The following is a 26,220-nucleotide window of genomic DNA, read 5'->3' on the forward strand; positions in this document are numbered from 1 at the left end:
GGCGCCATGAGCATGCAGCAGCAGATCATCCACGACCTCGGCGTGAAGCCCGAGATCGACCCCGCGGCCGAGAACGAGAAGAGGATCGGATTTCTCGTCGACTACCTGCGCGCGACTGGCGCGAGGGGTCTGGTGCTCGGCATCTCGGGCGGGCAGGACTCGACCCTCGCCGGCCGTCTCGCGCAGCTCGCCGTCGAGCGCGTGCGAGCCGAGGGCGGCGAGGCCACGTTCCTGGCGGTGCGGCTGCCGTTCCGCGTACAGGCGGATGCCGCTGACGCCGAGTCGGCGATCGACTTCGTCGCGGCCGACCGCTCGGTGACGATCAACATCCAGAACGGCGTCGACGGTATCGAGCGCGACCTCGAGGAGGGGCTCGGCGAGAGCATCACCGACTTCAACCGCGGCAACATCAAGGCGCGACTGCGGATGGTCGTGCAGTACGCGCTCGGCGGCCACGACGGTCTGCTCGTGATCGGCACGGATCACGCGGCAGAGGCAGTGACCGGCTTCTACACGAAGTTCGGCGACGGCGCTGCCGATCTGCTGCCGCTCTCAGGGCTCAACAAGCGGCAGGGACGCGCGATGCTCAAGCAGCTCGGGGCCCCGGAGCATCTGTACATGAAGGTGCCCACAGCCGACCTGCTCGACGGCGTACCAGGCCGGCCGGACGAGGACGAGCTGGGACTGACCTACGAGCAGATCGACGACTACCTCGAGGGCAAGGAGATCGCGGCCGAGGCCGCGGCGATCATCGAGCAGAAGTATCAGGCATCCCGTCACAAGAGGCACCTGCCGGTCACCCCCGCCGACGACTGGTGGCGCTGACACCCGCGCGACCGGTGATGTCCGAGCCTGCGGATAGTGTCGAAGCAGGCCGAGGAGAGGGGCATCGTGCGGGTCATCGCAGCGGAGAACCGGGTCGTCTGGAGTGCCAGCGATCTGAAGCTGGCGGCTGAGTGCGAGTTCGCGTGGGCTCGTGCCCTCGACGCCAAGCTCGGCCGGGTTCCCGCCGTCGAAGAGCCTGAGGATGCGACTCTCGAGCGCGCCGCCCGGCTCGGCGACCGGCACGAAGAGAAGGTGCTCGAGCGGTACGTCCGCGAACTGGGCGAATCGGTCGACGGCGGACCGGGCGTCGTCGTGCTTCCCAAGGTGTCGTCGGCGGATGCTGCTGAGCTGGCCGCCACGGTCGACGCCACCGAACGGGCGCTGCGCTCGGGGGCGTCGCTCGTGTTCCAGGCGGCGTTCTCGACTCCGGAGTTCGTGGGCTTCGCCGACTTCATCGCGCGCGACGAGCCCCTGCCGGGCGAGAGCAGCGGGCGCTGGCGGGTGCAGGACTCGAAGCTCGCCCGCACGGCCCGGGCGACTGCGCTCATGCAGCTCGGGGCATACGTCGACCAGCTCGATCGTCTGGGCATTCCGCGCTCAGACGAGGTCGATCTGATCCTCGGCGACGGCACGATCAGCACGCACCGTGTCGACGACCTGCTTCCCCTGTTCCATGTTCGTCGCTCCCGGCTGCGCGCGCTCATCGCCGATCGTCGGCTGGGGGACGGAGCGGCGGGTGAGCCGCTCGCCTGGGGCGACGATCGCGGCGACCTGCAGGTCACGGCGTGCGGGCGCTGCGCGACCTGCGAAGAGCAGGTGCTGGCGCACCGCGATCTGCTGATGGTCGCCCGCATGCGGCCGGTGCAGCGACAGCGACTGCGCGCCGCCGGCATCCATTCGATCGATGATCTCGCGGTCGCCGCTGCGGCTCCTGAGGGGATGAACGCCGACACCTTCACGGCGCTGCGCGCGCAGGCCCGGCTGCAAGCAGGGGTGGCGACCGATCCAGCCGCCGTGCCGCCGTACGAGCTGGTCTCGGCCAATGCGATCGGCCTGATGCCGCGCCCCAGCCGGGGCGACCTGTTCTTCGACTTCGAGGGCGACCCGCTGTACACCGAGGCCGTGGCTCCGGGCGAGAGCCCGCGATGGGGCATCGACTACCTGTTCGGATGGATCGACAACGCCGAGCAGTACTCGGCGCTGTGGGCGCACACCTTCGCAGATGAGAAGCAGGCGCTGCTCGACTTCCTCGCGTTCGTGAAGCTGCGCCGGCAGACCCACCCCGACATGCACATCTACCACTACGCGCCCTACGAGACCTCGCACCTGTCGGCCATGGCCGCCAGGCACGGGGTGGGCGAGGCAGAGGTCGACCGCCTGCTGCGCGAGGGAGTGTTCGTCGACCTGTACCCGATCGTGCTGCGGTCGGTGCGCATCGGGTCGCGTTCGTACTCGATCAAGAAGCTCGAGCCGCTCTACATGGGTGCGGAAGTGCGCACCAGCGATGTGCAGAAGGGCGACGACTCGATCGTGCAGTACGTGCAGGCGCGCGAGCTGCAGGCATCGGGAAACGATGCCGAGGCGCAGAGCATCCTCGACGACCTCGCCGACTACAACCGGTACGACTGCGTGTCGACGCGTCGGCTGCGCGACTGGCTGATCGGTCTCGCGCGAGAGGCCGGCGTGGTTCCGGCGCCGCCGGACGACCCTGAGACCCGGGCGTACGAGCCCTCGCCGCTCTCCCTCGCCCTGCAGGCCGAGGCGCAGAGCGCCGGCGACGAGTCGAGCGCCGCGTCGTACAGGGTGGCCGCTGCAGCGATCGACTATCACCCGCGTGAGGCGAAGAGCTTCTGGCAGGGGCACTTCCAGCGACTGCGCGAGCCGGTCTCGATCTGGGAGTCGACTCGCGACGTGCTGCGAGTCGACGCCGGTGCCAGCCGGGTCGATGCCGATTGGGCGGTCGATGAGGGCCGCCGGGCGCAGACGCGTCTCGTGCGATTGCGCGGCGAGGTCGCGCCGGGCAGCACGCTCGGGGTGGGCAGTAGGCCGTTCGCGCTGTACGGGGTGCCGACGCCGTTCGACATCCCGGCTCCCTCCCGGGTGATCCACGTGCCGCACGAGGTCGAGATCGTCGAGGTGCTCGATGACGGGTACATCGTGCGCGAGCGTACCGTGCAGGGGCAGGTCTGGGACGAGATGCCTGTCGCCCTCGCCCCGGCGGCTCCGCCGAATGTGCTCTCGCAGCAGGGGGCGATCGAAGAATGGGCGGCGTCGCTTCACCACGCGGCGCCGGTCTTTCCCGACGATGCGGCCACCGACATCCTGCGTCGCATCCCGCCGCGCACCGTATCGGGCCGCCCGCTGCCCGAGGCCGGCGACAGAGGCGACACGATCGATGCGATCGTGCATGCCGTGCTCGACCTCGACGACAGCTACCTGGCCGTGCAGGGTCCTCCGGGCACGGGCAAGACATACACGGGCTCGCAGGTGATCGCCCGGCTGGTGCGCGACCATGGCTACCGCATCGGCGTCGTCGCGCAGTCGCACGCGATCGTCGAGAATCTGCTCGAGCGCGTCGTGGCGGACGGCGTGCCGGCGGCGCAGGTCGCGAAGGCCCCCAAGGATCCGGATGCCCCCGAACCGGCGTTCACAGTGATGCGCAAAGACGGCATGGCCTCCTTCCTCGCCGAGCACGCGCACCACGGCGCCGTCGTCGGCGGCACCGCGTGGGACTACAGCAACACCCGCCGCGTCGACCGGAAGGGCCTCGACCTGCTCGTGATCGACGAGGCGGGTCAGTTCTCGCTCGCGTCCACGATCGCGGTGGCGGCGGGAGCGAAGCGCCTGCTGCTGCTCGGCGATCCCCAGCAGCTGCCGCAGGTGAGCCAGGGCACGCACCCCGAGCCCGTGAACACCTCGGCGCTCGGCTGGGTGATGGACGGCTCGTCGGTCATCGATGCGCGATACGGCTACTTCCTCGCGGAGTCGTGGCGCATGCATCCTGCCGTCGCCGCCCCCGTCTCACGGTTGTCGTACGCGAGCCGTCTCGCATCTGCCGACGGCACCGAGGGGCGTCTGGTCGACGGCGTCGACCCGGGGCTGCACATCGTGCCCATCCGGCACCGGGGCAACGCCACCCAGTCGGCGGAGGAGGCCGCGGAAGTCGTGCGCATCGTCCGTGACCTGATCGGACGCACGTACGTCGACGGCATGTGCGACGATCCGCGGCGTCCACTCGAGCAGCGCGACATCATCATCGTCGCGCCCTACAACGCGCAGAAGCAGCTCATCCACGATCAGCTGTCTGCAGCGGGGTACGGCGATGTCGCCGTCGGCACGGTCGACAACTTCCAGGGCAGGGAAGCGGTGGTGTCGATCACGTCCTTGGCGGCGTCGAGCGGACGAGACGCCCCGCGCGGACCCGAGTTCCTGCTGCTGCAGAACCGCCTCAACGTGGCGATCTCGCGCGCGAAGAGCGTCGCGTACCTCGTGCACTCGCCCGCGCTGCTCGACGACCTGCCATGGACGCCCGAGGGCGTCGCCCGCCTGAGCGCGTTCGCGCACCTCGTCGGAGCAGACCGTGACTGACCGCGTGCACACGGCCGACGACATCCTGCGCGCCTCCGCGGCGTGGGTGTGGTTCCCGAGGGGGAGCGAGCAGGAGAAGACGGATCTGCAGCTGGTGCGGCACCCGGCGCGCTTCGGCGGCGGCGTCAAGGCATCTCAGGTCGATTCGACGAGAAGCGCAGACGAGGTGCTCGAGCATGCGATCGAGCGCACCCGCGCGTGGGGCGAGACCGAGCTGACCTTCTGGACCAACGCGTCCGACAGCCCCGACCTCGAAGACGCGCTGCAGCGACGAGGAGCACAGCACATCGACACGGTTGCGGTGCTGGCTCGTCCGATCGACGGCATCCCGATCGAGGTGCCCGGCGACGTGACCCATGAGGTCGTCCGCACCGAGGAGCAGTTCCGCGAGCTAGACCGGATCAACGTCGCCGTGTGGGACCATCAGTCCGCGCTCACCGACGACGGGCTTCGCGATGAGCTCGACGAGATCGCCGAGTCACTGGCATCAGGAACGGGCGGCCGGGTGCTCTCGCGGCTCGACGGCGTCGCCGTCAGCACGGGCGGATGCACGGTGGCTGACGGCTTCGTGCGCCTCTGGGGCGCTGCCACCCTTCCCGAGGCACGCGGACGCGGGGCGTACCGCGCCGTGCTCGCGGGCCGGCTGCGTCTCGGCGCCGAGATGGGCGCGACGACCGCGCTGGTCAAGGGCCGGATCTCGACGTCCGCGCCGATCCTCGCGCGCGCGGGGTTCGAGCACTTCGGCGACGAACGCGGCTACGTGCTCACCGTCTGAGCGGCGAGCGGTCAGACGGTGCCGTACAGGCGGTCTCCGGCGTCGCCGAGCCCGGGCACGATGTAGCCCTTCTCGTTCAGACGCTCGTCGAGCGCGCCGAGCACCAGGGTGACGTCGGCGTCGCCGACCATGTTCTCGATCGCAGCGACGCCCTCGGGGGTGCCGAGCAGGCAGATCGCGGTGACGTTCTTCGCGCCGCGGTCGAAGAGGAACTGGATAGCGGCCGCCAGCGAGCCGCCGGTCGCAAGCATCGGGTCGATCGCGAAGCACTGCCGGTCGCTGAGGTCGTCGGGCAGACGCTCTGCGTACGTGGTCGGCTCGAAGGTCTCCTCATCGCGCACCATGCCGAGGAAACCGACCTCCGCGGTGGGGATGAGCTTGACCAGGCCCTCGAGCATCCCGAGACCGGCGCGCAGGATCGGCACCACGATCGGGCGCGGCTCGGCGATCTTCACACCCATCGTCGTCGTCACAGGCGTCTTCACCTCGACCGGCTCGACCTTGACCTCCCGCGTCGCCTCATAGGCGAGCAGGGTCACGAGCTCCTCGGTCAGCTGGCGGAAGACCGGAGACGAGGTCCTCTCATCCCGCAGCACCGTGAGCTTGTGAGTGATGAGCGGGTGATCGGCCACATGAACGCGCATGGGTACAGATTACTTGCCGAGCCTCCACTCACCAGCACTGGCCGCACGGAGGGCGGCTAGGCTCGACCGTCGGGAGGGCCGATGACCGCTGCAGACGACGACGCGATGCGTCGCGCACTCGCGCTCGCCGCCGAGGCCGGCGCCGAGGGCGATGTGCCGGTCGGAGCCGTGGTGACGGATGCGCGCGGTGCGATCATCAGCGAGGGACGCAATCTGCGGGAGCAGACGCACGATCCCACCGCGCACGCCGAGATCGTGGCGCTGCGCGCCGCCGCCGAGGCGCAACGTGGGTGGAACCTCGAGCAGCACACGCTTGTCGTCACGCTCGAGCCGTGCATCATGTGCGCGGGGGCGATCCTGCAGGCCCGCATCGGGCGGGTGGTCTTCGGCGCCTGGGACGACAAGGCCGGCGCCGCGGGGTCGATGTACGACGTGCTGCGCGACCGGCGCCTCCCGTATCGCGCTGAGGTGGTCGGTGGCATCCGGGCCGATGACGCGACCGCGTTGCTGCGGGATTTCTTCGAGTCGCGTCGCTGACCGCACTCGCGGGTGAGCGGGTCGCGCGGAGATGTACGTCTGGCGCGGACGGATGCCCGGAATCTCTCCGCGCGAAGCGCACATCTCCGCGCGAAGCGCACAGCTCAGATCGCGGCCGCACAGCTCAGGCCGACGGTCCGGGTCGGTCAGTCCGACGAGGGGAAGACGAACGCGTCGGTCGACGGCTGAGGATCGAGCGCGGGCCGGTACACGTCGGGCTCGAGGTAGATCACGCGCGCCGCGGGTACGGCATCCCGGATGCGGCGCTCGATCTCGTCGATGTCGGCGGCAGCCTCGCGCACGGTCTTGTCGGCCGTGAGAGCGATCTTCGCCGCGACCATCAGCTCGTCAGGGCCGAGGTAGAGCGTCTTGATGTGGATGAGCTTCTCGACGTCGGGGCCGTCGACGATGGCGTCGACGATGCGGTCGTGATCCGCACGGCTGGCGCCCTCGCCGATCAGCAGGCTCTTGGTCTCGATCGCCAGCACGATCGCGATCACGATGAGCAGCAGACCGATCATCAGCGTGCCCAGGGCGTCGAACAGCGGGTCGCCCGTGATCAGGGTCAGGCCGACGCCGAACAGGGCGAAGGTCAGGCCGACGAGCGCGCCGGTGTCTTCGAGCAGCACGACGGGCAGCTCGGGGGCCTTCGAGCGGCGGATGAACGACAGCCACGACTGGCCCTCTTCTCGCACCGCGTTGCTCTCGCGCACGGCGGTGCGCAGCGAGAACGACTCGAGCACGATAGCGATCACGAGCACGGCCAGCGGCAGCCACCACCAGGTGTGGTCGATCTCGTGCGGGTCGACGATCTTCTGCACGCCCTCGTAGACCGCGAAGAGGCCACCGAGCGAGAACAGGATGATCGACACGACGAACGCCGACACGTACCGCTCACGGCCGTAGCCGAACGGGTGCGCCCGGTCGGCTTCACGCGTGGCGCGCCGATTGCCGAGCATCAGCAGCAGCTGGTTGCCCGAGTCGGCGATCGAGTGGATCGCCTCGGCGAGCATCGACGCCGAACCAGACAGTGCCCACGCGATGAACTTGGCCAGGGCGATGCCCATGTTCGCCAGGAATGCCGCGATGATCGCCTTGCTGCCGCCGGATGCGCTCATGACCCCGAGTCTACGACGGGCCGGCACCCAGTTCACGGGGGCACGGCGGGGGTCGATGGCCGGTCGGTCGCCGACATCATGTCAGAGTCAGCGGACGAGGCCGCTCTGCTCGGCGTCGTCCGCGAATCTCCCGAGCTCGGGGCTCTGCAGGTAGAAGCGCTCGGGTCGCATGCCCCTGAGCTCCACGACGTCCTCCCCGTCGAGAACCTCGCGAGCCACGACGTCTGCCCAGATCGGCCCCCAGCCGATGCCTCCGTGCGAGAGCACGTGGTACAGGCCCTGCACCCAGGAGAGCCCTCCGACGACAGGTCCGCCCGGTGGGATGGGGCGGAGTCCGACCCGCGTAGCCGAGACGCCCACGCCCTGAAGCGCGGGGATGGTCTTCGCCACGTCGGCGACGATGCGCTCGGCCGACCAGCCGTTCGCTCCGTGTCGGCTCGTCATCGACTCCCCGCGCCAGTGGATCGCCATCCCACCGCCAGGATGCGGACGGGAGAGCCACATGGGCGCATTGAGCACCGCAGGCGGCGCCAGTGCGGGATCGACAGGGTCCGTGTAGATCATCCGCCCTGGAACGACGTCCAGCGGAAGGGCAACGTCAGCGAGAGCCGCGATGTGGCTTCCCCAGCTGCCCGCGGCGTTTATCACGAGGTCGGCTTCGATGCGCTCGCCGGATGCCGTGATGACGCCGGTGATCCGGTCGCCCGCACGCAGGAGGCCGGCGACCGCAGTCTGTTCGCGGACTGTTCCGCCCAGAGCCTCGAGTCGGTCGATGAGCCGGTCTATCAGCGCTGGGGCATCCACCCAGCCGCTATCGGGTTCGAAGACGAACTCGGTGCCGTCGGCAACGCGTAGACCGCCCATCCGCTCGCGCGCGCTGGCGGCATCCCACACCTCGAGCTCGACGCCGCGGCGGATGCATGTCGCGGCGAGCTCGCGAAAGGAGGTCTGCTCCTCGGGAGTTCCCCACGCGAGCGTCCCGCACCAGTGGACCCAGTCGCCGCCGACCTCTTCGACGAGCTCCTTGAATCGAGGGTGGACGGTCGGGCGGAGGGCGGCTCGCCCGGCATCCTCCGACCATGCCCGCTGTGGAAAGGAGGAGAGCCAGGCGAACGAAGAGCGGCTCGTCCCGTGCGCCCGTACGCCGGCTTCGAGCAGCTCGACCGACGCGCCACGCTCCTGGAGTCGGTACGCGATATGAGCACCGACGGAGCCGGCTCCGATGACGACGATCTTCACGGTCAGGACCGCTGCTCGGCGATGAATGACGCGACGACCTCGGCGACGCTGCGCACACGGCCGATGTAAGGCAGCACGTTCTTCAGCGATCCCTCGTGACCTGCCAGGTTGGCGGCGCCCATGGCATCCTCGACCGCGATGACGTCGTAGCCCATGTTGTATGCGCTGCGCGCCGTTCCCTCGACGCCGAAGTGCGTCGAGATGCCGGCGATGACAATCGTGTCGATCCCGTGGCGGCGCAGCTCCAGGTCCAGCTCGGATCCGTAGAACGCGTCGAAGCTGCGCTTGACGATGACCGGCTCCGTTGCGAGCGGCTGCAGCTGGGGGACGATCTGATCCCATCCCTGGGGGCGCGTCGGCCGAGCGGGACGGGCGACATCCATCTTCGGGTGCAGGGCATCGGACTCGTCGGGCAGGAAGCTGGTGCGGACGTAGACGACCAGGCCACCTCCGGCGCGTGCAGCGTCGACGATGGTCGAGACGCGGGAGATCACCTCGTCGGCGGAGTTCGGAAAGGAGTCGTGACTGGCGACGCCGTTCTGCATGTCGATCGAGATGAATGCGGTGCGGCGGGGGTCGAAGAGCGGCTCGGTCATGGGGTGTTCCTTCGGCAGTGGGTGGCAGGTGCAGTCAGACGAGGAGGGGTGGCCAGTGGTACATGGTGAGCGCCACCGACCACCCCTCCTTGCAGGGTCAGTTCAGGGTGATGTCGTCGAAGTAGGTACGGTCGTCGAGGCGCGGCTCGAAGGTCACGCGCTTCGACACGCCGTATGCAGCCGGGAGCTGGTACAGGAACACGTGCGCCCGGTCGTCAGCGATGATCTGCAGCGCCTCCTGGTAGTTCTTCTCGCGCTGGTCCTGGTCCAGGCTCGTGTTCGCTTCGCGCAGCAGCTCGTTGACCTTCGGATTGTCGTAGTCCGCGCGACCGACGTTCGCCGGATCACCGGCGAGGTAGTGGCCGACGGAGTACTTGGCATCCAGCAGGGCATCGGCCAGGCCGATGATCATGCCCTCGCCGAAGGTGTTGTTCCCGAACGCGTCGCTCATGGCGGCACCCTCGAGCACTTCGAGCTTGACCGTGAAGCCGGCCTCCTCGAGCATCTGCGCGATCATCTGCGTGGCATCCGCGTCGAGCGGGTAGCGGTTGTTGGGGGCGGTGATATTCAGCACGATCGGCTCGCCGGTCTCGGCCTCCACCTCGGAGACGAGCTCCTTCGCGCGGTCGAGGTCGTAGACGAACGTGTCCTGGAGATCAGGGTTCGCGCCGAAGATGCCGACAGGCACCCTCGAGCGGATCGGCTTCGCCGCACCCTTATAGAGGCCCTCGGTGATCTCCTCGTTGTCGATGGCGAGGTCGATGGCCTCGCGAACGCGCTTGTCGGCGGTGATCCACCCCTCCTTGTTGCGCAGGAGCATGAGCATGGTCCGGGTGGTGTCTCCGAAGACGACGTCCGCGCTGTCCTCGGACTCGAGGCGGTCCCAGTCGACCGGAGGGATGTCGGTGATGATGTCCACGCCACCGGTGAGCAGTTCGCCGATGCGGGTCGACGCCTCGGGGATCACGCGGAACTCCACCTCGTCCCATTTGGGTTCGCCGCCGAAGTAGTCATCGTAGGCGTCGAGAACGATCCGGTCATCTGGGGTCCACTTGCGGATCTGGTATGGGCCCGACCCGATCGGGGCCTTGAAGAACTCCTCGAGCCCGACTTCGTCGATCAGCTTCGAGGGCATGATGTCTCCACCGCTCTTCGCCAGAAGGCGGATCAGAGTGGGCATCGGCTCCTTCGTCTTGATCTGCACGGTGTGTTCGTCGACGGCGGTGACGTCGTCGATGCCGTTCCAGTAGAGGTACTCGAGCAGGCCGTCATCGTCGGAGGGACGGTTCAGCGAGAAGGCCACGTCCTCCGCGGTGAGGGCGTCGCCGTTCTGGAACGTCACGTCCTCGCGGAGGTGGAAGATCCAGGTGAGGTCATCGGGCTGCTCGTACTCGGTCACGAGGTCGGGCTGCGGCTGCATGTCGTCGTCGATGGTGAACAGGCGGCTGTACACGTTGCGCATGATCCGCTCGCCGGGAGTCTCGACCAGGTTCTGAGGGTCGAGCGACTTGAAGTCCGAACTCTGCGCCAGGACGAGGCGCTTGACTTCGCTGTCGTCGCCCCCGTTGCTTGCTTCTTCGAGGTCGCTTCCCAGCGCGCACGAGGTGAGCGCGAGAGCGGCGACAGCCAGTGAGGACACTGCTGCGATCCGCCTCTTCTTGGATGACTGCATCATTTCTCCTCCTGTGGAGATTCTTGGTGAGGGGTCGGGAATTTCAGACGATGGTGTCGTCGGACATGAGCTTGAAGGGGACGATGTCGCGGCTGACGGCCACGAGCCGCTGGGTGTACGGGTCGATCGGCGCCTGCAGCACCTGCGAGCTCGGCCCTTCTTCGACCACCCGGCCGCCGTTCATCACCATCACGTCGTCGCAGATGCGCTCGACCGCACTCAGCCCGTGGGCGATGAAGATGATCGAGAGTCCGAGGCGTTCGCGCAGATCGGCGAGGAGCTCGAGAACCTGAGCCTGGATCGAGACGTCGAGGGCCGAGACCGCCTCGTCGCAGACGAGCACCTTGGGCTCGAGAGCGATGGCCCGTGCGATCGCGATGCGCTGACGCTGGCCGCCTGAGAACTGGTGTGGGTGCCGGTCGAGTGCGTTCGCATCGAGCCCGACCAGATCGAGCAGCTCGGCGCAGTGATTCACGAGCGAGGCGCGGGAATCGAAAGGGACATGACGCAGCGGTTCCCGCAGGAGCTGGAACACAGTCATCCTGGGATTCAACGAAGAGTACGGGTCCTGGAACACGACCTGGATGTCTCGGGCGATTGAGGCGCGCACCCGGCGGGAGTGCATGTCGATATCTGCTCCGTCGAAGATCATCTGTCCGGCGTCGGGAGCCTCGAGACCCATGACGATGTTCGCGAGAGTCGACTTGCCGGAACCGGATTCTCCGATGACGCCGAGCACCTTCGAGCGGCGAAGGGTCAGATCGACGCCGTCGAGCGCCTGGATGTCGAGCCTCTTGAGTCCCTTGCGAACATGGAAGACCTTGCGGATCCCGCGCATGGTGAGGATTGCGTCGGACGCGTCGATGCTGTTCTCAGGCATCAGTTCTCCTCCTCCAGGACGAGCGTGCGTGCGGTCGCGAGCGATGACGCCGCCAGCAGCCGCTTCGTGTAGGGATGTGCCGGAGAGCTGAGTACCTCGGCGGTCTCGCCTTCCTCGACCACTTCGCCGAGGTACATGACGATGACGCGGTCAGCGAGACGGGCGACGACGCCGAGATCGTGCGTGACGAAGAGCAACGCGGTCCTCATGCGCTCCGTCATCTCGTACATGAGCCGCAGCACCTGATACTCGATGGTCACGTCGAGGGCAGTGGTCGGCTCGTCTGCGATCAGCAGACGAGGCTGACGGATCATCGCCATGGCGATCATCGCCCGCTGGCGCATGCCGCCGGAGAGTTCGTGCGGCATGGCTCTGGCGACACGGCGCGGGTCTCGCATCCCCACCTCGTCAAGGATGCGGATGACGTCGTCATCCCGGATGCCGGGTACGCCCTCGCGGATCTGCCGGCCAAGCGGCATCAGCGGATTGAGCGCGGTCAGCGGCTCCTGGTACACCATCGACAGCTGTGTGCGCAGCAGCTTGCGGTGTTCGGCCGGTGACATCGAGAGCGTGCTGCGCCCCTCCCAGCGGATGTCACCGGAGGTGACCTGCAGAGCTGAGTCGAGCAGCCCCATGATCGAGAAGCACGTCAGGCTCTTGCCTGATCCCGACTCGCCCACGATCGCCACACGTTCGCCGGGATGGATGTCGAATGACACGTTGTTGACGAGCGCGAGCGAGGGGTCGTTCTTCGGCGTCACGACGAGGTCCTCGACGCGGAGAAGGGGGGTCTGCGGCATTGTCATTCCTCACACCGTGGTCTTGAGCCGGGGGTCAAGCTGCGAGCGCAGCCAATCGCCGATGAACAGGATGCAGAGCACCGTGAGCGTGATGGCCAGGCCCGGGAACGTGCTCACCCACCATGCCGTGGCGAGGTAGTCGCGTCCGCCGGTCAGCATCAGTCCCCACGAGACGTCAGGAGGCTGGATGCCCAGACCGAGGAAGCTCAGCGATGACTCGGTCACGATCAGAGCCGCGACGCTGAGGGTCGACAGGACGACGAACGTCGGGACGACGTTGACCAGGATGTGTCTGGTCATGATGAACAGATTTCCCGAGCCGAAAGTGCGAGCCGCCTTGACGAAGAGACGCTCCCTGATCTCGAGCACCTCATTGCGCACCTGGCGTGCGTAGATGACCCAGGTCGTCAGGCCCAGCACGATGATGAGGGTCGTCACGCCGGGATTGAGGATCGCGAGCACGGCGAGGATCAGAAGGATCGTGGGGATGGAGAGAAACGCGTCGACGATGCGCATGAGCACCGCATCGACCCATCCGCCGAAGTAGCCGGCCACGATGCCGATGGTGACCCCGAGAGCCCCGGCCACGGCGACCCCCAGGACGCCGACGAGGATCGAGATCCGGGATCCGACGATCAGCCTCGAGAGGATGTCGCGTCCGAGATTGTCTGTGCCGAGGATGTGGACCGCCGGGTCGGTCGTGAACGGTGGCAGCAGGGCCCGGGTGACGTCGATCTGCGCCGGATCGTGCGGCGTGACCCAGGGGCCGACCACCGCCAGGAGGCAGATCACGGCGAGGATCGCCATGGAGACGCGGGCGGGCCAGGTGGCGGAGCGCAGCAGGGATGTGCGCTTCTGCGGCTGACGGATCGCATGGGTCGACTGCGGTGCCTCGGTGCCGGTCACAGCTGAATCCTCCGGTCTGAGAGTCGGAAGATGACGTCGCCGCAGAGGTTCACGACGATGATCATCAAGGCGACGACGAATACGCCGGCTTGGACCACCGGCAGATCTTTGTTGGTGACCGCCTGGATGAGCAGCATGCCCAGCCCCGGCCACGCGAAGACGGTCTCGACGATGATCGCGCCGCCGATGAGTCCGGCGAATTGCAGGAGCACGATGCTCGTCACCGGAACGAACGCGTTGCGCAGCGCATGCACGCGCAGCACACGGGACTCCGCGATCCCCTTCCCCCGCGCTGTGCGCACGTAGTCGTTACCGAGTTCTTCGATCACGCTGGATCTGACGAGCATCATGATCTCGGCAGCGACTCCGGTGGCCAGGGCGACCGCCGGAAGGACCAGGTGGGCGATCGAGCCCGAGCCCGAGACGGGAAGCAGCCGAAGTCCGACGGAGAAGACCAGGATCAGCATGATGCCGAGCCAGAAGTTCGGCATGGCCTTCGCCAGCACGGAGATTCCGAGCAGCGAGTTGTCGAGTGCGCCGCCCTTTCGCACCGCGGCGATGACGCCGGCCGGGATGGCGAAGGCGACGGCGAGCGCGATGCCGCTGATCGCGAGCGTGAGGGTGACAGGCAGACGCTGCAGCACGAGCACCAGGGCCGGCTGCCCGAATCGGTACGAATCGCCGAAGTCGCCCTGCACGACATGCCAGAGATAGTCGGCGTACTGAACGAGGATCGGTCGGTCGAGGCCGAGAGCGTGGCGGGTCGCGGCGACCTGGTCGGGGGTGGCTTCCTCCCCGAGCATGCTCGCGACCGGATCGCCCGCGACGTTCACCAGGATGAAGACGAAGGTGAGGATGATCAGCAGCACGGGAATCGCTTCGAGCACCCGTCGCAGCAGATAGTTCAGCACTCGGCCTCCTGGCATTGGGGTGGGGATGGCGAGGGCGGTGAGACGCCGCATCGCGAGATTGGTCACGAACATAGCGACGATGTCAGCGTGCGTCAATACTGGACAAGAAAATGGAAGACGCGACCCTTTTTCCCTGATTTTCGGTACTCTGGCGCAGGCATGTGCAGAATATGCATACGCTTTCAAGTCGGCATATGCTGTGCACGCACATCTTGGGATAGACCCGTCGGGGGGAAACATGGATAACGACGCTGATGCAACGCTCGTGGCTGTAGGCAGCCGCCTGCGCGCCATCCGCAAGGAAGCGGGGCTCAGCCTGCGCGATCTCGCTACCCGTTCGGGGATGTCTGCCAGCTTCCTGTCGCTCGTCGAACGAGGGGAATGCTCTTTGTCGCTGACCTCGCTGTTCGGCATAGCTCGGGCTCTGGAGATCGACCCTGCAGAAGTTGTCGGGGCGGCATCCAACTCGGCTCCAGTGCAGGCCGAGTTCGCGCTCTGGCGCGACGGCGGCCGCCCTGCTCCGAAGAGCGTCGTCGGCGAGCGAGAGTACTACGGCTTCTCAGCCGCCGTCGCGCAGTCCGGCCTGAGGCCGATGTTCGTGCGGATTCGCCCCACGAGGGTGCCTCTGCCGCGCCAGAGTCACGACGGCGAGGAGGCCGCCGTCGTCCTCTCCGGCACGTTGGCGTTCGAGTTGCGCGACGAGGTCATCGAGCTCAGCGCCGGAGACGCCATACATCTCAACTCCCAGACGCCGCACACCGTCCTGAACCGCACAGACAGCATCGTCGAGGCGATCTGGCTGACGGCCGACAGCGCCACCGCCGCCCATCACGCGCCGCACTGATCGCTTCACAGACACCTGAACGCAAGGAGAACTGCTATGTCCCTGAGCCCCACTGCCATCGTGATCGGAACCGGCGTCGCCGGCGCTTCCACGGGTTTCGCTCTCGCGCGGCGCGGCGTCGACGTCACCCTGATCGAGTCCGGTTTCGAGGCGCCTGCGACAGCCGCCGGGGCGGGGATCATCCAGCCCTGGAGCTCGGCGGTCGATGGGGAGTACTACCGCTACTACGCGGAGGGGGCCGACTTCTACGATGAGCTGATCCCTCGTCTCGCCGAAGTGGGTGTCGATGACATCGGATATCGCCAGTCAGGGGCCCTGGTCGTGAACCGCGATTCGAGTCTTCTCGACGAGGTCGAGGACCGCGTGCACAGCCGCATCGGTGATGCGCGCCTGGCAGGCGAGGTGTCGCGGGTATCCGAATCCCGAGCGAAGGAGCTCTTCCCTCCACTCGGAGCCGGCTTCAAGGGCCTCCATATCTCCGGGGGCGCCCGGGTCGACGGTCGGGTGCTGCGCCAGGGTCTGCTGAACGCCGTCGAACGGCTCGGAGGGCGGATCATCGCGGGGGAGGCGACGCTCGAACCCACGCCTGAGGGTAACTGGGTCGCAATGCTGGGCGGTCGACGTTTCGAGGCGGACAGCATCGTCATCGCCGCCGGCGCGTGGACCAATCGGCTGCTCGAGCGGCTCGGCAAGCGGGTCTCGATCGAGCCGCAGCGTGGGCAGATCACTCATCTTCGGGTCGAAACCGCAGACACCCGGTTGTGGCCTTCGGTGCATCCGATGTCGGGTCACTACATGCTCGCGTTCGATGACTCTCGAGTCGTGGTCGGCGCGACTCGAGAGCCAGGCACCGGGTTCGACCCGAGGGTGACGGCCGCCGGACAACGGGAAGTGCTCGAGAACGCACTCGCCGTCGCGCCCGGCCTCGCGGATGCGACGCTCATCGAGACCCGAGTGGGCCTTCGTCCGATGCCCGAGGGCACGCTGCCGGTCGTGGGCGCGATCGACGGGATGGCGGGGGTCTACATCAATGCCGGCTTCGGTGCGGGTGGGCTGACGATGGGCCCGATCGTCGGGGATCGACTCGCGGCGATCATCCTCGGAGAGACCGATGCCCCGTCAGAGGGGATTCTCTCGCCCGTGCGCCTCTGATCCCGAGAGGTCGTCCGAGTCCGCCCCTTGCCTGGGCACCCCTCGTAGGATGGGCGGCATGGTCGTTTCCCTCCCCTCACTCGCATTTCTCGGAGCAGGTTCGATGGGAGGCGCGATCCTGCAGGGGGTCGTCGCCTCTGGTGTCGAGATCGACGGCGGCATCGTCGCGACGAACCGCACGCGTGAGAAGGCGGATGCCCTGGCATCCCTCCCCGGCGTCACCAGCGTCGCCCTGGAGGAGAACCCCGCGGGCAACACCGAGGCGGCAGCTGCCGCGCGCATCGTCCTCGTTGGCGTGAAGCCGGCCATGGTGCCCGACCTGCTCCGCGAGATCGCCCCGTCGCTGCGCGATGACGCGATCGTCGTGAGCCTGGCGGCCGGCGTCACCCTGGCCACCTTCACCGAGGCCCTGGGCGAGGGCGTGCATACGGTGCGCTCCATGCCGAACACTCCCGCGACGGTCGGCAAGGCAGTCACCGGGATCGCGGCCGGCCCCGCGGCGACCGACGACGACATGGCGCTGGTGCGGGCGCTCTTCGAGACGGTCGGTGCGGTGATCGAGCTGCCCGAGTCGCAGATCGACCCGCTGTCGACGGTCTCGGGGTCGGGCCCCGCCTACGTCTTCCTGCTGATCGAGAAGCTGACCGAGGCGGCTCGCGGGATGGGATTCTCCGACGCCGATGCGCGGCTCATGTCCGAGCAGACGTTCATCGGCGCGGCGGCGCTGCTGGCGGCATCCGGAGAAGAACCCGCTGAGCTGCGCCGGCGCGTGACCAGCCCCAAGGGCACGACCGAGCGCGCTGTCGCCGTGCTGCAGGATGCCCGTCTCGATGACGTCTTCGCGGAGGCGACGGCCGCGGCTCTCGCCCGCGCGAAGGAGCTCGCGGCCGGCTCCTGATCACGGGCAGGCTGCCGAGAACAGGTCGGTCGTCGAGAACAGGCCGGATTCCCGGCATCCGACCTGTTCTGGCGAACGAGCCTGTTCTCAGAACTGACTCGCGGGCCGGACACAGCGGTTAGCGGTCGAGACCGGCGAAGCGCTCGATGTCGACGTTCGTGCCCGAGACGATGATGAGGTCGTGGTTGGTGACGACCGTGTTCGCCTCGGCGTAGCGGAACGGCTTGCCCGGGCTCTTCACGCCCACGACGGTCACCTTGTACTTCGTTCGCACACCCGACTCGTTCAGCCGCACGCCGCGGATGAACTTCGGCGGGTACATCTTGGCGAGCACGAAGTCGTCGTCGAAGCGGATGAAGTCGAGCATCCGGCCGCTGACCAGGTGCGCGACGCGCTCGCCTGCCTCTCGCTCCGGGTAGATGACGTGATTCGCGCCGACACGGGCGAGGATCTTGCCGTGCGACTGCGAGACGGCCTTGGCCCAGATCTGAGGCACCTTGAGGTCGACGAGGTTGGCGGTGATCAGCACGGATGCCTCGATCAGCGAACCGACGGCGACGACGGCGACCTGGAAGTCCTGCGCGCCGATCTGACGCAGCGCGTCGATGTTCCTGGCATCCGCCTGAACGGTGTGCGTGACCCGCTCCGACCACTTCTGCACGAGACCCAGATCTTCGTCGATCGCGAGCACCTCGCGGTCGAGGCGGTCGAGCTCCCCGGCACAGGCGGCGCCGAAGCGTCCGAGTCCGATCACGAGCACCGGGGCGTCGCCCCGCACCATCTCAACCAACGATCGGCCTTTCGACGGGCAGCGAGTAGAGCTGCGATCGGGATGTCGCGGCGACCGCCGCGGCGAGTGTCACTGTACCAACGCGCCCCATGAAGATCGTCGCGGCGAGCACGTAGCTGGCGGAGTCGGGAAGCTCGGCCGTGAGGCCAGAGCTGAGACCCACGGTCGCGAATGCGGAGATCACGTCGAAGAGCACGTCGATGATGTCGGCCTTGGTGATCTGGGCGATGATCACCGTCGACACCGCGACGATCGTGGCGCCCCAGGCGACGACGCTGAGCGCGACGCGCTGCACGTCGGAGGGGATGCGGCGGCCGAACGCCTCGACCGACTGTCGCCCCTTCGCCTCGGACCAGACGGCGATGGCGAGGACGGCGAGGGTCGTCACCTTGATGCCGCCGGCCGTGGATGCCGAGCCGCCGCCGACGAACATGAGCATGCAGCCCACGAGCATCGACGATCCGTGCAGGTCGGACATCTCGATCACGTTGAACCCGCCCGAGCGGGTCATGGCCGAGAGGAACAGTGCGTTCATCGTGGTCTCGCCGGCGTCCATCGACCCGAAGGTGCCGGGGTTGTCGAACTCGAGGACGAGGAACACGGCCGCGCCGACCACGAAGAGCAGCACGGTGGTGATCAGCGTCAGCTTCGAGTGCAGCGACCAGCGCTTGACGTGCCAGGTGTGCTTGATCAGCGTGTAGATGACCGGAAAGCCGATGCTGCCCAGGAACACTCCGGTCATGAGCAGCGTGAGCACGAGGTAGTCGTCGGCGAAGACCGTCACGCCGCCGGCGTTGGGCGTGAAGCCGGTGTTCGTGAATGCCATCGCGGCGTAGTACGGGGCCTCCCACAGGGCGGCGATGGGAGGGATCCCAGCCCAGAGAAGCGCGGGGTAGAGGAGGATCGCCAGGGTGCCCTCGATCACCAGGGTCGACAGGGCGACGGTGGTGAGCAGCTGTCCGACCTCGCCCAGACGAACGGTCTGGCTCTCGTTGACCGGGCCGCCGTGCGCGCGCATGGGGTTGGTGTCTCCCGCGGCGAGCAGCTTGGCTCGCAGGCCGAGCCGCTTCGAGATCACCAGGCCCATCACAGAGGCGAGCGTGAGCACGCCCATGCCCCCGATGTTGACTCCGACGAAGATGACCGCGTTGCCGAAGGGAGACCAGTGGGCGGCCATGTCGACCGTGGAGAGCCCGGTGACGCAGATCGTCGACACCGCCGTGAACAGGGCATCGCTGAGCGGTGTGACCGTGCGGTCGGCTGATGCGATCGGCAGCGAGAGCAGGCCGGTGAAGAGCAGGATCAGGGAGGCGAAGATGATGATCGCGAATCGCGACGGCGAGGAGGTGACGAGGTGCTTGGCCTGTCGTCCGAAGCCGCGCAGGGTGACCTGCGGAGAGGATGCCGACACGATGCCCGACATCGATCCCCTTTCCCTCCGGTCGCCGGCGCCGTTCGCCGAGCCTTCGTCATGGTACTCCGGTGCGGCGCCGACTACCCTGAGGGGATGACCGACATCTTCGACGTGATCGCAGACGGCACGAGGCGCGACATCCTCCGGCTGCTGCTGAGCGAGTCGGCCGAGGGCGACGGTGGCACGAGCGTCACGCAGATCGTGAGCCGGCTGGGCATAAGTCAGCCGACCGTGTCGAAGCACCTGAAGGTGCTGCGCGACGCGCAGCTGGTGACCGTGCGCGAAGACGGCCAGCGCCGCTTCTACAGCCTCTCCGTCGGGCCGCTCGAAGAGGTGGACGACTGGCTGGTTCCCTTCCTGGTCGACGCGTACGGCGATCAGGCCCCCCTGATCGACATCCCGTTCGCGCCGCTGCCCGCAGCGACCGCGCATGCGGCCGAGGTCGTCGGCCGCGCCGCGGCGTCGGCGAAGCACGTGGTCACCACGGCGCTCAAGAAGCTCGGCCCCTGATCTCGAGTCACAGCAGTCTCATCTGTTTACAGCTGTCGCACGCACCCCATATGCTGTGCTTCAGCAGAAAGGGGTATTGGGGATGCCCGACGTCCAAGACGTTCGTTTCCTTACGGTGGCCGAGGTCGCCGAGATCATGCGCGTGTCCAAGATGACCGTGTATCGGCTCGTGCATGCCGGCGAGCTGCCCGCGATCCGCTTCGGTCGCAGCTACCGAGTGCCCGAGTCTGCGGTGGCAGACGCCGTGCGCGCCCCCATCGCCGACGTGGGCTGATCGCTCGATTCGGGCCCGGTGCGACGGTTTGCTAGAATCGTCCGAGGCATTTTTTCCGTGCCCGTACCCGGGTGCCGCATCCCGGCATCCAACCCCTGACTTAGTGAGGTTTCCGTGGGTTCAGTCATCAAGAAGCGCCGCAAGCGCATGGCGAAGAAGAAGCACCGCAAGCTGCTTCGCAAGACTCGCCACCAGCGCCGCAACAAGAAGTAAGCGGCACGACACCGAGCGCCTGTCTTCGGACGGGCGCTTCGTGTCTGCGGCCGCAGAAGGAGACGTCATGAAGTCGATCACCGTCGAGCAGCTCGCGCAGCGCGAGGGCGTGCCTCTCATCGATGTGCGCGAACGGCACGAGTTCGAGGCCGGGCATGTACCCGGTGCGATCAACCTGCCGATGTCCGAGCTCGGCGGTCGTCTCGACGAGCTGCCAGGTGAGGCTTTCGACGTCATCTGCGAGCTGGGCGGTCGCTCGGGTCGCGTCGTCGAGGCGCTCTCCGAGCGCGGTCACGACGCCACCAACGTCGAGGGCGGCACCGCCGCGTGGGTCGCCCAGGGGCGGCCGGTCGCCCAGTGACCACGCTCACGATCATCGGCAAGCCCGACTGTCACCTCTGCGAGGTCGCGAGCGAGGTCGTCGACGCCGTCGTCGCCGAGATGCCGGATGCCGCCGCTGAGCGCCTCGAGATCATCGAGCAGTCCATCGCCGATGACCCGGCGCTCTACGAGCGCTGGTGGGAGAAGATCCCGGTCGTTCTCATCGACGGTGAGCTGCACGCGCACTGGCGCGTCTCACCCGACCGACTGCGTCAGGCTCTCGAGGAGGCCATGAAGTGATCCGCCATGTCGTCAGCTGGAAGCTCGCCGCGGCAGACGCCGCAGCGCGCGCGGAGCAGGCCGCAGAAGTCGCCCGTCGCCTGAACGCGCTGATGGGCGTCGTGCCCGAGCTGCGTGCGGTGTCTGCGGGCGCGAACGTCGCGCACCCCGACATCAACTGGGACGTGACGCTCGTCGCCGACGTCGACTCGCTGGAGGCTCTCGAGGCCTACCAGGTGCACCCCGCGCACAAAGAGGCCGGCGCGTACATCAAGTCGGTCGTCGCCTCTCGCGTCGCCGTCGACTTCGAAGTCTGACGAGCCTCGTGGGATCTGCCGTGACCTTCACCTTGCAATGCAAATGTGACCGGGCAGCGGCCCTGCGGTTGTCACATTGCTTCGCACCCCATGTCAAAATGAGTTCATCCCGCCGGGCGCAAGCCCCTGTCACAAAGGAGTGGCCATGAAGCGCCGTCCCCTCATCTTCGGCACCGCAGTCGCTGCAGCCGCCGTCCTCGCACTCGCCGGCTGCGCGAGCAACCCCGGCTCGGACGGTGACGCCGACAAGCCGGCAGCCGGAGCCGACGCCGCCGACTACGGCCTCGTCGCCGACGGCACGCTGACCGTCTGCTCCGATATCCCCTACCCGCCCTTCGAGTTCGAGGGCGGCGACAACGGCACCGGCTACACCGGTTTCGACATCGAGCTGCTCGACGCGATCTCGAAGAAGCTCGACCTCAAGCTCTCGGTGCAGGACACCGGCTTCGAGGCGCTGCAGTCGGGCGCGACGCTGCTCGCCGGCACCTGCGACCTGGGTGCGTCTGCCATGACGATCACCGAAGAGCGCAAGGCGAACATCGACTTCTCCGAGCCGTACTACGACTCGCTGCAGTCGCTGCTCGTTCGCACCGACTCGGGCATCGAGAGCATCGACGACCTCGACGGCAAGAACGTCGGCATCCAGCAGGGCACGACGGGCGAGATCTACGCCAAGGAGAACGCCAAGGGCGCCGAGCTCGTGCAGTACCCGTCCGACGGCGAGCTGTGGCCGGCCATGCAGTCGGGTCAGATCGACGCGATCCTGCAGGACCAGCCGGTGAACCTCGTGCACGAGAAGGCCGACTCGGACTACAAGATCGTCGAGACCTACGAGACCGACGAGTCGTACGGCTTCGCCTTCGCCAAGGGCGAGAAGGAAGAGCTGCGCAAGGCCATCGACGCTGCGCTGCAGGACCTGCGCGACAGCGGCGAGTACGACAAGATCTACGACGAGTTCTTCTCGGCCGAGTGACCACTGATCTGATCACCGAGAGGCACGAGACATGGCGCTGAAGCGCAGAACGAGAACGCTGCTGTACCGCGTGACGATGTACGTCGTCTTCTTCGCGGTCGTCGCGGCAGTGGCGCTCTCGATCAACTGGCAGCGGGCGATCCCGCAGTTCTTCAACCTCGAGGTCGCGGCGAAGCTCTTCCCCGACATCATCCTGATCGGACTGCGCAACACGATCCTGTTCACGCTGATCGCGTTCACGGGAGGTGTGCTGCTCGGCATCATCCTCGCTCTGATGAAGCTGTCGAGCATCGGACTGTTCCGCTGGGTGGCGACGGGCTGGATCGAGCTGTTCCGCGGGCTCCCCGCCCTGCTGACGATCTTCTCGGTGGCGTTCATCGTGCCGATCGTCTTCGGCTGGAAGGTGCCAGGCGGTCCCGTCGGCGCCGGTCTGCTCGGTCTCATCCTGGTGGCCTCGGCGTACATCGCCGAGGTCATCAGGTCGGGCATCCAGGCTGTGCCGAAGGGGCAGACCGAGGCCGCCCGCTCGCTCGGCATGTCACCGATGAAGACGATGTTCTGGATCATCCTCCCGCAGGGTTTCCGGATCATCATCCCGCCGATGACCAACGAGCTGGTGCTGCTTCTCAAAGACACCTCGCTCGTCTTCATCGCGGGAAGCTTCATCTGGTCGAAGGAGCTCACCACCTTCGCCCGTGACGCGAACTCGGCGAATGCCAACGCGACGCCGCTCATCGTGGCGGCGCTGCTGTACCTGGTTGTGACCATTCCTCTCACGCGGTTCACCGCGTGGCTGGAGCGACGGATGGCGAAGGAACGATGAGCACCGATCTGATCGACGTGCATGCCCCTGCGATCCAGGTGCAGGGCCTGGTCAAGGCCTACGGCGACAATGTCGTGCTCAAGGGCATCGACCTCACCGTGCTGAAGGGTGAGGTGGTGTGCATCATCGGCCCGTCGGGTTCGGGCAAGTCGACGATGCTGCGCTCGGTGAACCTGCTCGAGACGCCGACCGACGGTCGCATCCTCGTCGAGGGCATCGACATCACCGATCCCGAGACCGACATCGACCGCGTGCGCCAGCGCATCGGCATGGTGTTCCAGAGCTTCAACCTGTTCCCGCACCTGTCGGTGCTCGACAACCTCACCGTCGCGCAGCGCCGGGTGAAGAAGCGCAGCAAGGGCGAGTCGGAGCGCGTCGGCCGCGAGATGCTGGAGCGGGTGGGCCTGGCCGAGAAGGCGGATGCCTTCCCCAGCCACCTCTCGGGCGGTCAGCAGCAGCGCGTCGCGATCGCCCGCGCGCTGTGCATGAACCCCGACATGATGCTCTTCGACGAGCCGACCTCGGCTCTCGACCCCGAGCTGGTCGGCGAGGTGCTGCAGGTCATGCGCACTCTGGCCGATGAGGGCATGACGATGCTCGTCGTCACTCACGAGATGGGCTTCGCCCGTGAGGTCGGCTCGCGCCTGATCTTCATGGACGGCGGCTACATCCTCGAGCAGGGCGACCCGCGAGAGGTGCTTGCGAACCCGCAGCACGCCCGCACGCAGGATTTCCTGGCGCGCGTGCTCTGAACCAGGACGACTCCTACGATCGAGACCCCCTGACGCTCCGGCGTCAGGGGGTCTCCGTTCATGCGGGGCCAGATGGCGCTCGCATGAACGGAGACCTGGGAAGTGGGTCACACCGCTCGGTGGCATCGACAACTCGGCGTTTCCATCATCCTTCACCTCTGCTCCGCGCTATCAGTGGGAGGCCGCGCCGTTCGAGCATCGCCGGCGTCGGTTTCGAGGTTGCTCGAGAGCGTGACCGAGACCGAAGCCCGGGTCGGAAGGGGAGGTGAACGCGGGGTGGCAGATTCTCACATCTATGCTGGATTGCAGGGCATAAGTACCCGGGTGGATATACCGACGACGAAGGGAAATGCATGATGACCGATACTGACGACGTGCCGGAGGTCTCTCGGCGCACTGTGGTGAGGGGATTCGCCTGGTCTGTGCCGATCTTGGCTGCGGCAGCGGCAGCCCCGGCGTGGGCCGTGTCCGGATGCAGGACATTCACGACGTCGTTCACGACAAGCTCCACCGTTCAGAACCCGACGCGGCTCCCCGCGACGGACGGCACCCGGAACCTGACTGTTGAGCTCACGGCCGTTTCGGGAGCGAACACTACGGTCACGCAGAATGGCCAGACGTTCAATATGACCCGCAGTGCGTCCGGTTGGAACGGGGGTTGGAGTGATGACAGTGCTGGCGATTGGGTATTCACCGACTTCGGCCCCGCGGGATCCATCGTGCTGAACCAGCGCTCCACCACCGATGCGTCGAATCAGCCCATCGGCAGTCCCACGCAGACCGTCACCTTAACATTCCTCGACGGATCTACGCCCGTCTCCGTCTCCAATCTGCGGATAGATGTCTACGACATCACCTCCGCGAACACGCCCCGTTGGCGCGACTCCTACTGGGACGCCGTCGGATTCAACATCGCACCGTCATCGATCCTTCCCGCTCCTGGTAAGGATCAAGGGTTGGGAGCGGGCACGATTGCAGACCCATTCCGACGTTCAACAGCAGGCCTCTCCACGGGGACTGGACCCTATCAAGACAGGTTCACGTTCACCACTGTGCCGTCCTCTGGCCTGCAACTTCGTTACACGAGCCATCAGCAGAAGTCCGGGTGGCAGTTCATCTCGATTGCCGGCATCACCTTCGACGCCTGCTGAGTCGAATCTCGGCTGAACCCGAATCAGCCGAGGAGGACGCGCCGATCTGGCATCCTGAACAGTGATGGAGATCGGCGCGTTCCTCGGCCTCGAGCAGCTCACCTGGGGCATGCTCATCCTCGTCGTCATCGCGGCATTCGGCGCCGGATGGATCGACGCGGTCGTCGGCGGTGGCGGACTGCTGCAGCTGCCGGCCGTGCTGCTGATTCCCGGCATCACGCCCGTGCAGGCGCTGGCGACCAACAAGCTCGGCTCGATCTTCGGCACCGCGACGAGCAGCATCACGTACTACCGGCGTGCGAGACCCGACATCCGCACGGCCTTGCCGATGGCGGTGATCGCGCTCGCCGGGTCGTTCGGCGGAGCCGCCGTGGCGACCGTGCTTCCGGCATCGGCCTTCAAGCCGATCATCGTCGTGGCTTTGCTGGCGGTCGCGATCTTCACCGCGCTCAGGCCGCAGCTGGGCGCGGCGACCGCGCTGCGGTTCTCGGGGCACCGTCACCACGTCGCGGCGGGGGCAGCAGGACTGGTGATCGGCTTCTACGACGGACTCATCGGCCCCGGCACGGGCACCTTCCTCGTGATCACGCTCGTCGGTCTGCTGGGTTACGACTTCCTCCAGTCGAGCGCGAAGGCGAAGATCGTCAACTTCGCCACGAACGCCGGGGCGCTCATCCTCTTCATCCCACACGGCGCCGTGCTGTGGATGCTCGGTCTCATCCTCGGAGCAGCGAACATCGCCGGCAGCTATCTCGGCTCGCGCATGGCGATCTCGCGAGGGTCGGGATTCATCCGCGTGGTGTTCCTGTGCATCGTCATCGTGCTGATCGCGAAGCTCGGATTCGACGTCTGGAACGAGAACGTCGAGCCTCTTCTCGCAGCGCGCTGAACACCATCCGGGATCCGACGTCCGAACCGGGTAACCCGGCATATCACGCGGCCGAGATCGTTGCCATGGCACGGGTCTTCCCGCGTAGACTCCGAATTGTGCCCGCCCGGGCGCAGCAACGCTCCCACG

Annotated in this window: 29 protein-coding genes; 18 read left to right on the forward strand and 11 right to left on the reverse strand. The window is 67.1% G+C overall.

Annotated elements, in window-relative coordinates; genetic code table 11:
- Positions 1-6: 6 nt before the first annotated feature.
- The 3 genes from nadE to JOE67_RS11100 are packed head-to-tail and all read left to right on the forward strand — an operon-like array spanning position 7 to position 5,188.
- A complete protein-coding gene (gene nadE, locus JOE67_RS11090) occupies positions 7-825 on the forward strand; it encodes an ammonia-dependent NAD(+) synthetase (protein ID WP_204975617.1) in 819 nt (272 codons plus the stop codon).
- Positions 826-861: 36 nt separating this feature from the next.
- Positions 862-4,413: a TM0106 family RecB-like putative nuclease gene (locus tag JOE67_RS11095; RefSeq protein WP_338041585.1), complete on the forward strand. Its 3,552-nt coding sequence runs from the start codon at positions 862-864 to the stop codon at positions 4,411-4,413.
- Complete coding sequence (locus tag JOE67_RS11100) at positions 4,406-5,188, forward strand: GNAT family N-acetyltransferase (protein ID WP_204975618.1); 783 nt, start codon at positions 4,406-4,408, stop codon at positions 5,186-5,188. The genes JOE67_RS11095 and JOE67_RS11100 overlap by 8 nt, the downstream gene beginning before the upstream one ends.
- Positions 5,189-5,199: 11 nt before the next feature.
- Here the strand turns inward: JOE67_RS11100 and upp are convergent, their stop codons facing one another.
- Complete coding sequence (gene upp, locus JOE67_RS11105) at positions 5,200-5,832, reverse strand: uracil phosphoribosyltransferase (protein WP_204975619.1); 633 nt, start codon at positions 5,830-5,832, stop codon at positions 5,200-5,202.
- A gap of 81 nt (positions 5,833-5,913) precedes the next feature.
- Between upp and tadA the strand changes: the two genes are divergently transcribed.
- Positions 5,914-6,369, forward strand: a complete 456-nt coding sequence (gene tadA / locus JOE67_RS11110) for a tRNA adenosine(34) deaminase TadA (protein ID WP_239528105.1) — start codon at positions 5,914-5,916, stop codon at positions 6,367-6,369.
- Positions 6,370-6,515: 146 nt separating this feature from the next.
- Here the strand turns inward: tadA and JOE67_RS11115 are convergent, their stop codons facing one another.
- The 8 genes from JOE67_RS11115 to JOE67_RS11150 form a co-directional block, all read right to left on the reverse strand.
- Complete coding sequence (locus JOE67_RS11115) at positions 6,516-7,487, reverse strand: cation diffusion facilitator family transporter (protein WP_204975620.1); 972 nt, start codon at positions 7,485-7,487, stop codon at positions 6,516-6,518.
- Positions 7,488-7,574: 87 nt separating this feature from the next.
- Positions 7,575-8,726 (reverse strand): FAD-dependent oxidoreductase, encoded by a 1,152-nt coding sequence (locus JOE67_RS11120; protein WP_204975621.1) that lies wholly within the window; start codon positions 8,724-8,726, stop codon positions 7,575-7,577.
- Between the two features lie 2 nt (positions 8,727-8,728).
- The gene (locus JOE67_RS11125; RefSeq protein WP_204975622.1) at positions 8,729-9,322 is read right to left on the reverse strand and encodes an isochorismatase family protein; all 594 of its coding nucleotides are present in this window, start codon (positions 9,320-9,322) and stop codon (positions 8,729-8,731) included.
- Positions 9,323-9,419: 97 nt separating this feature from the next.
- On the reverse strand, positions 9,420-10,997 hold the full coding sequence (locus tag JOE67_RS11130; RefSeq protein ID WP_204975623.1) for an ABC transporter substrate-binding protein: 1,578 nt from the start codon (positions 10,995-10,997) through the stop codon (positions 9,420-9,422).
- A 40-nt stretch (positions 10,998-11,037) separates the two neighbouring features.
- A complete protein-coding gene (locus JOE67_RS11135; protein ID WP_204975624.1) occupies positions 11,038-11,874 on the reverse strand; it encodes an ATP-binding cassette domain-containing protein in 837 nt (278 codons plus the stop codon).
- A complete protein-coding gene (locus tag JOE67_RS11140; RefSeq protein WP_204975625.1) occupies positions 11,874-12,674 on the reverse strand; it encodes an ABC transporter ATP-binding protein in 801 nt (266 codons plus the stop codon). The genes JOE67_RS11135 and JOE67_RS11140 overlap by 1 nt, the downstream gene beginning before the upstream one ends.
- A 9-nt stretch (positions 12,675-12,683) precedes the next feature.
- Positions 12,684-13,580, reverse strand: a complete 897-nt coding sequence (locus tag JOE67_RS11145; RefSeq protein ID WP_204975626.1) for an ABC transporter permease subunit — start codon at positions 13,578-13,580, stop codon at positions 12,684-12,686.
- Positions 13,577-14,557, reverse strand: a complete 981-nt coding sequence (locus JOE67_RS11150) for an ABC transporter permease subunit (RefSeq protein ID WP_204975627.1) — start codon at positions 14,555-14,557, stop codon at positions 13,577-13,579. The genes JOE67_RS11145 and JOE67_RS11150 overlap by 4 nt, the downstream gene beginning before the upstream one ends.
- A 172-nt stretch (positions 14,558-14,729) precedes the next feature.
- Here JOE67_RS11150 and JOE67_RS11155 point away from each other — a divergent pair, with 172 nt between their 5' ends.
- Genes JOE67_RS11155 through proC form a run of 3 tightly spaced genes read left to right on the forward strand, consistent with a single transcriptional unit; the run spans position 14,730 to position 17,385 of the window.
- Positions 14,730-15,335 (forward strand): helix-turn-helix domain-containing protein, encoded by a 606-nt coding sequence (locus tag JOE67_RS11155; protein ID WP_204975628.1) that lies wholly within the window; start codon positions 14,730-14,732, stop codon positions 15,333-15,335.
- 36 nt (positions 15,336-15,371) lie between these two features.
- Positions 15,372-16,487 carry an NAD(P)/FAD-dependent oxidoreductase gene (locus JOE67_RS11160; protein ID WP_204975629.1) on the forward strand — a complete coding sequence of 372 codons (1,116 nt, stop codon included), beginning with the start codon at positions 15,372-15,374 and terminating at the stop codon, positions 16,485-16,487.
- A gap of 58 nt (positions 16,488-16,545) precedes the next feature.
- Positions 16,546-17,385 carry a pyrroline-5-carboxylate reductase gene (gene proC, locus JOE67_RS11165; protein WP_204975630.1) on the forward strand — a complete coding sequence of 280 codons (840 nt, stop codon included), beginning with the start codon at positions 16,546-16,548 and terminating at the stop codon, positions 17,383-17,385.
- A gap of 118 nt (positions 17,386-17,503) precedes the next feature.
- Here the strand turns inward: proC and JOE67_RS11170 are convergent, their stop codons facing one another.
- Both JOE67_RS11170 and JOE67_RS11175 read right to left on the reverse strand, forming a co-directional pair.
- Positions 17,504-18,166, reverse strand: coding sequence for a potassium channel family protein (locus JOE67_RS11170; protein ID WP_420827645.1), 663 nt, complete (start codon positions 18,164-18,166; stop codon positions 17,504-17,506).
- A gap of 1 nt (position 18,167) precedes the next feature.
- On the reverse strand, positions 18,168-19,598 hold the full coding sequence (locus tag JOE67_RS11175) for a TrkH family potassium uptake protein (protein WP_204975632.1): 1,431 nt from the start codon (positions 19,596-19,598) through the stop codon (positions 18,168-18,170).
- Between the two features lie 84 nt (positions 19,599-19,682).
- On the opposite strand from JOE67_RS11175, the gene JOE67_RS11180 reads away from it, so the two are divergent.
- The 11 genes from JOE67_RS11180 (at position 19,683) to JOE67_RS11230 (ending at position 26,091) form a co-directional block, all read left to right on the forward strand.
- Positions 19,683-20,099 carry an ArsR/SmtB family transcription factor gene (locus JOE67_RS11180; RefSeq protein ID WP_204975633.1) on the forward strand — a complete coding sequence of 139 codons (417 nt, stop codon included), beginning with the start codon at positions 19,683-19,685 and terminating at the stop codon, positions 20,097-20,099.
- Between the two features lie 82 nt (positions 20,100-20,181).
- Positions 20,182-20,373, forward strand: coding sequence for a helix-turn-helix domain-containing protein (locus JOE67_RS11185; protein WP_204975634.1), 192 nt, complete (start codon positions 20,182-20,184; stop codon positions 20,371-20,373).
- Positions 20,374-20,487: 114 nt separating this feature from the next.
- A complete protein-coding gene (locus JOE67_RS11190) occupies positions 20,488-20,586 on the forward strand; it encodes a 30S ribosomal protein bS22 (RefSeq protein WP_003792170.1) in 99 nt (32 codons plus the stop codon).
- 67 nt (positions 20,587-20,653) lie between these two features.
- Positions 20,654-20,947: a rhodanese-like domain-containing protein gene (locus JOE67_RS11195; RefSeq protein WP_204975635.1), complete on the forward strand. Its 294-nt coding sequence runs from the start codon at positions 20,654-20,656 to the stop codon at positions 20,945-20,947.
- Positions 20,944-21,207, forward strand: a complete 264-nt coding sequence (locus tag JOE67_RS11200; protein WP_204975636.1) for a glutaredoxin family protein — start codon at positions 20,944-20,946, stop codon at positions 21,205-21,207. The genes JOE67_RS11195 and JOE67_RS11200 overlap by 4 nt, the downstream gene beginning before the upstream one ends.
- Positions 21,204-21,503, forward strand: a complete 300-nt coding sequence (locus JOE67_RS11205; RefSeq protein WP_204975637.1) for a Dabb family protein — start codon at positions 21,204-21,206, stop codon at positions 21,501-21,503. Before JOE67_RS11200 ends, JOE67_RS11205 begins: the two co-directional genes overlap by 4 nt.
- Before the next feature lie 145 nt (positions 21,504-21,648).
- Entirely contained in the window at positions 21,649-22,476 is an 828-nt protein-coding gene (locus tag JOE67_RS11210; RefSeq protein WP_204975638.1) for a basic amino acid ABC transporter substrate-binding protein, read from the forward strand.
- A gap of 31 nt (positions 22,477-22,507) precedes the next feature.
- The gene (locus JOE67_RS11215) at positions 22,508-23,299 is read left to right on the forward strand and encodes an amino acid ABC transporter permease (protein ID WP_204975639.1); all 792 of its coding nucleotides are present in this window, start codon (positions 22,508-22,510) and stop codon (positions 23,297-23,299) included.
- Positions 23,296-24,051: an amino acid ABC transporter ATP-binding protein gene (locus tag JOE67_RS11220; RefSeq protein WP_204975640.1), complete on the forward strand. Its 756-nt coding sequence runs from the start codon at positions 23,296-23,298 to the stop codon at positions 24,049-24,051. The genes JOE67_RS11215 and JOE67_RS11220 overlap by 4 nt, the downstream gene beginning before the upstream one ends.
- A 353-nt stretch (positions 24,052-24,404) precedes the next feature.
- A complete protein-coding gene (locus JOE67_RS11225) occupies positions 24,405-25,202 on the forward strand; it encodes a hypothetical protein (RefSeq protein ID WP_204975641.1) in 798 nt (265 codons plus the stop codon).
- Between the two features lie 64 nt (positions 25,203-25,266).
- Positions 25,267-26,091, forward strand: coding sequence for a sulfite exporter TauE/SafE family protein (locus tag JOE67_RS11230; protein ID WP_204975642.1), 825 nt, complete (start codon positions 25,267-25,269; stop codon positions 26,089-26,091).
- The last annotated feature ends 129 nt before the right edge of the window (positions 26,092-26,220 follow it).

Source organism: Microbacterium esteraromaticum (assembly GCF_016907315.1).
Classification (GTDB): domain Bacteria; phylum Actinomycetota; class Actinomycetes; order Actinomycetales; family Microbacteriaceae; genus Microbacterium; species Microbacterium esteraromaticum.

Bases quoted from the DNA above. Each gene is read 5' to 3' on its own strand.
- JOE67_RS11220 (WP_204975640.1), top strand. From the start codon at position 23,296: ATGAGCACCGATCTGATCGACGTGCATGCCCCTGCGATCCAGGTGCAG.
- tadA (WP_239528105.1), top strand. From the start codon at position 5,914: ATGACCGCTGCAGACGACGACGCGATGCGTCGCGCACTCGCGCTCGCC.
- JOE67_RS11130 (WP_204975623.1), bottom strand. From the start codon at position 10,997: ATGATGCAGTCATCCAAGAAGAGGCGGATCGCAGCAGTGTCCTCACTG.
- JOE67_RS11185 (WP_204975634.1), top strand. From the start codon at position 20,182: ATGCCCGACGTCCAAGACGTTCGTTTCCTTACGGTGGCCGAGGTCGCC.
- JOE67_RS11225 (WP_204975641.1), top strand. From the start codon at position 24,405: ATGATGACCGATACTGACGACGTGCCGGAGGTCTCTCGGCGCACTGTG.
- JOE67_RS11210 (WP_204975638.1), top strand. From the start codon at position 21,649: ATGAAGCGCCGTCCCCTCATCTTCGGCACCGCAGTCGCTGCAGCCGCC.
- proC (WP_204975630.1), top strand. From the start codon at position 16,546: ATGGTCGTTTCCCTCCCCTCACTCGCATTTCTCGGAGCAGGTTCGATG.
- JOE67_RS11180 (WP_204975633.1), top strand. From the start codon at position 19,683: ATGACCGACATCTTCGACGTGATCGCAGACGGCACGAGGCGCGACATC.
- JOE67_RS11195 (WP_204975635.1), top strand. From the start codon at position 20,654: ATGAAGTCGATCACCGTCGAGCAGCTCGCGCAGCGCGAGGGCGTGCCT.
- JOE67_RS11230 (WP_204975642.1), top strand. From the start codon at position 25,267: ATGGAGATCGGCGCGTTCCTCGGCCTCGAGCAGCTCACCTGGGGCATG.
- JOE67_RS11215 (WP_204975639.1), top strand. From the start codon at position 22,508: ATGGCGCTGAAGCGCAGAACGAGAACGCTGCTGTACCGCGTGACGATG.
- JOE67_RS11115 (WP_204975620.1), bottom strand. From the start codon at position 7,487: ATGAGCGCATCCGGCGGCAGCAAGGCGATCATCGCGGCATTCCTGGCG.
- JOE67_RS11140 (WP_204975625.1), bottom strand. From the start codon at position 12,674: ATGCCGCAGACCCCCCTTCTCCGCGTCGAGGACCTCGTCGTGACGCCG.
- JOE67_RS11135 (WP_204975624.1), bottom strand. From the start codon at position 11,874: ATGCCTGAGAACAGCATCGACGCGTCCGACGCAATCCTCACCATGCGC.
- upp (WP_204975619.1), bottom strand. From the start codon at position 5,832: ATGCGCGTTCATGTGGCCGATCACCCGCTCATCACTCACAAGCTCACG.
- JOE67_RS11125 (WP_204975622.1), bottom strand. From the start codon at position 9,322: ATGACCGAGCCGCTCTTCGACCCCCGCCGCACCGCATTCATCTCGATC.
- JOE67_RS11160 (WP_204975629.1), top strand. From the start codon at position 15,372: ATGTCCCTGAGCCCCACTGCCATCGTGATCGGAACCGGCGTCGCCGGC.
- JOE67_RS11170 (WP_420827645.1), bottom strand. From the start codon at position 18,166: ATGGTGCGGGGCGACGCCCCGGTGCTCGTGATCGGACTCGGACGCTTC.
- JOE67_RS11155 (WP_204975628.1), top strand. From the start codon at position 14,730: ATGGATAACGACGCTGATGCAACGCTCGTGGCTGTAGGCAGCCGCCTG.
- JOE67_RS11175 (WP_204975632.1), bottom strand. From the start codon at position 19,598: ATGTCGGGCATCGTGTCGGCATCCTCTCCGCAGGTCACCCTGCGCGGC.
- nadE (WP_204975617.1), top strand. From the start codon at position 7: ATGAGCATGCAGCAGCAGATCATCCACGACCTCGGCGTGAAGCCCGAG.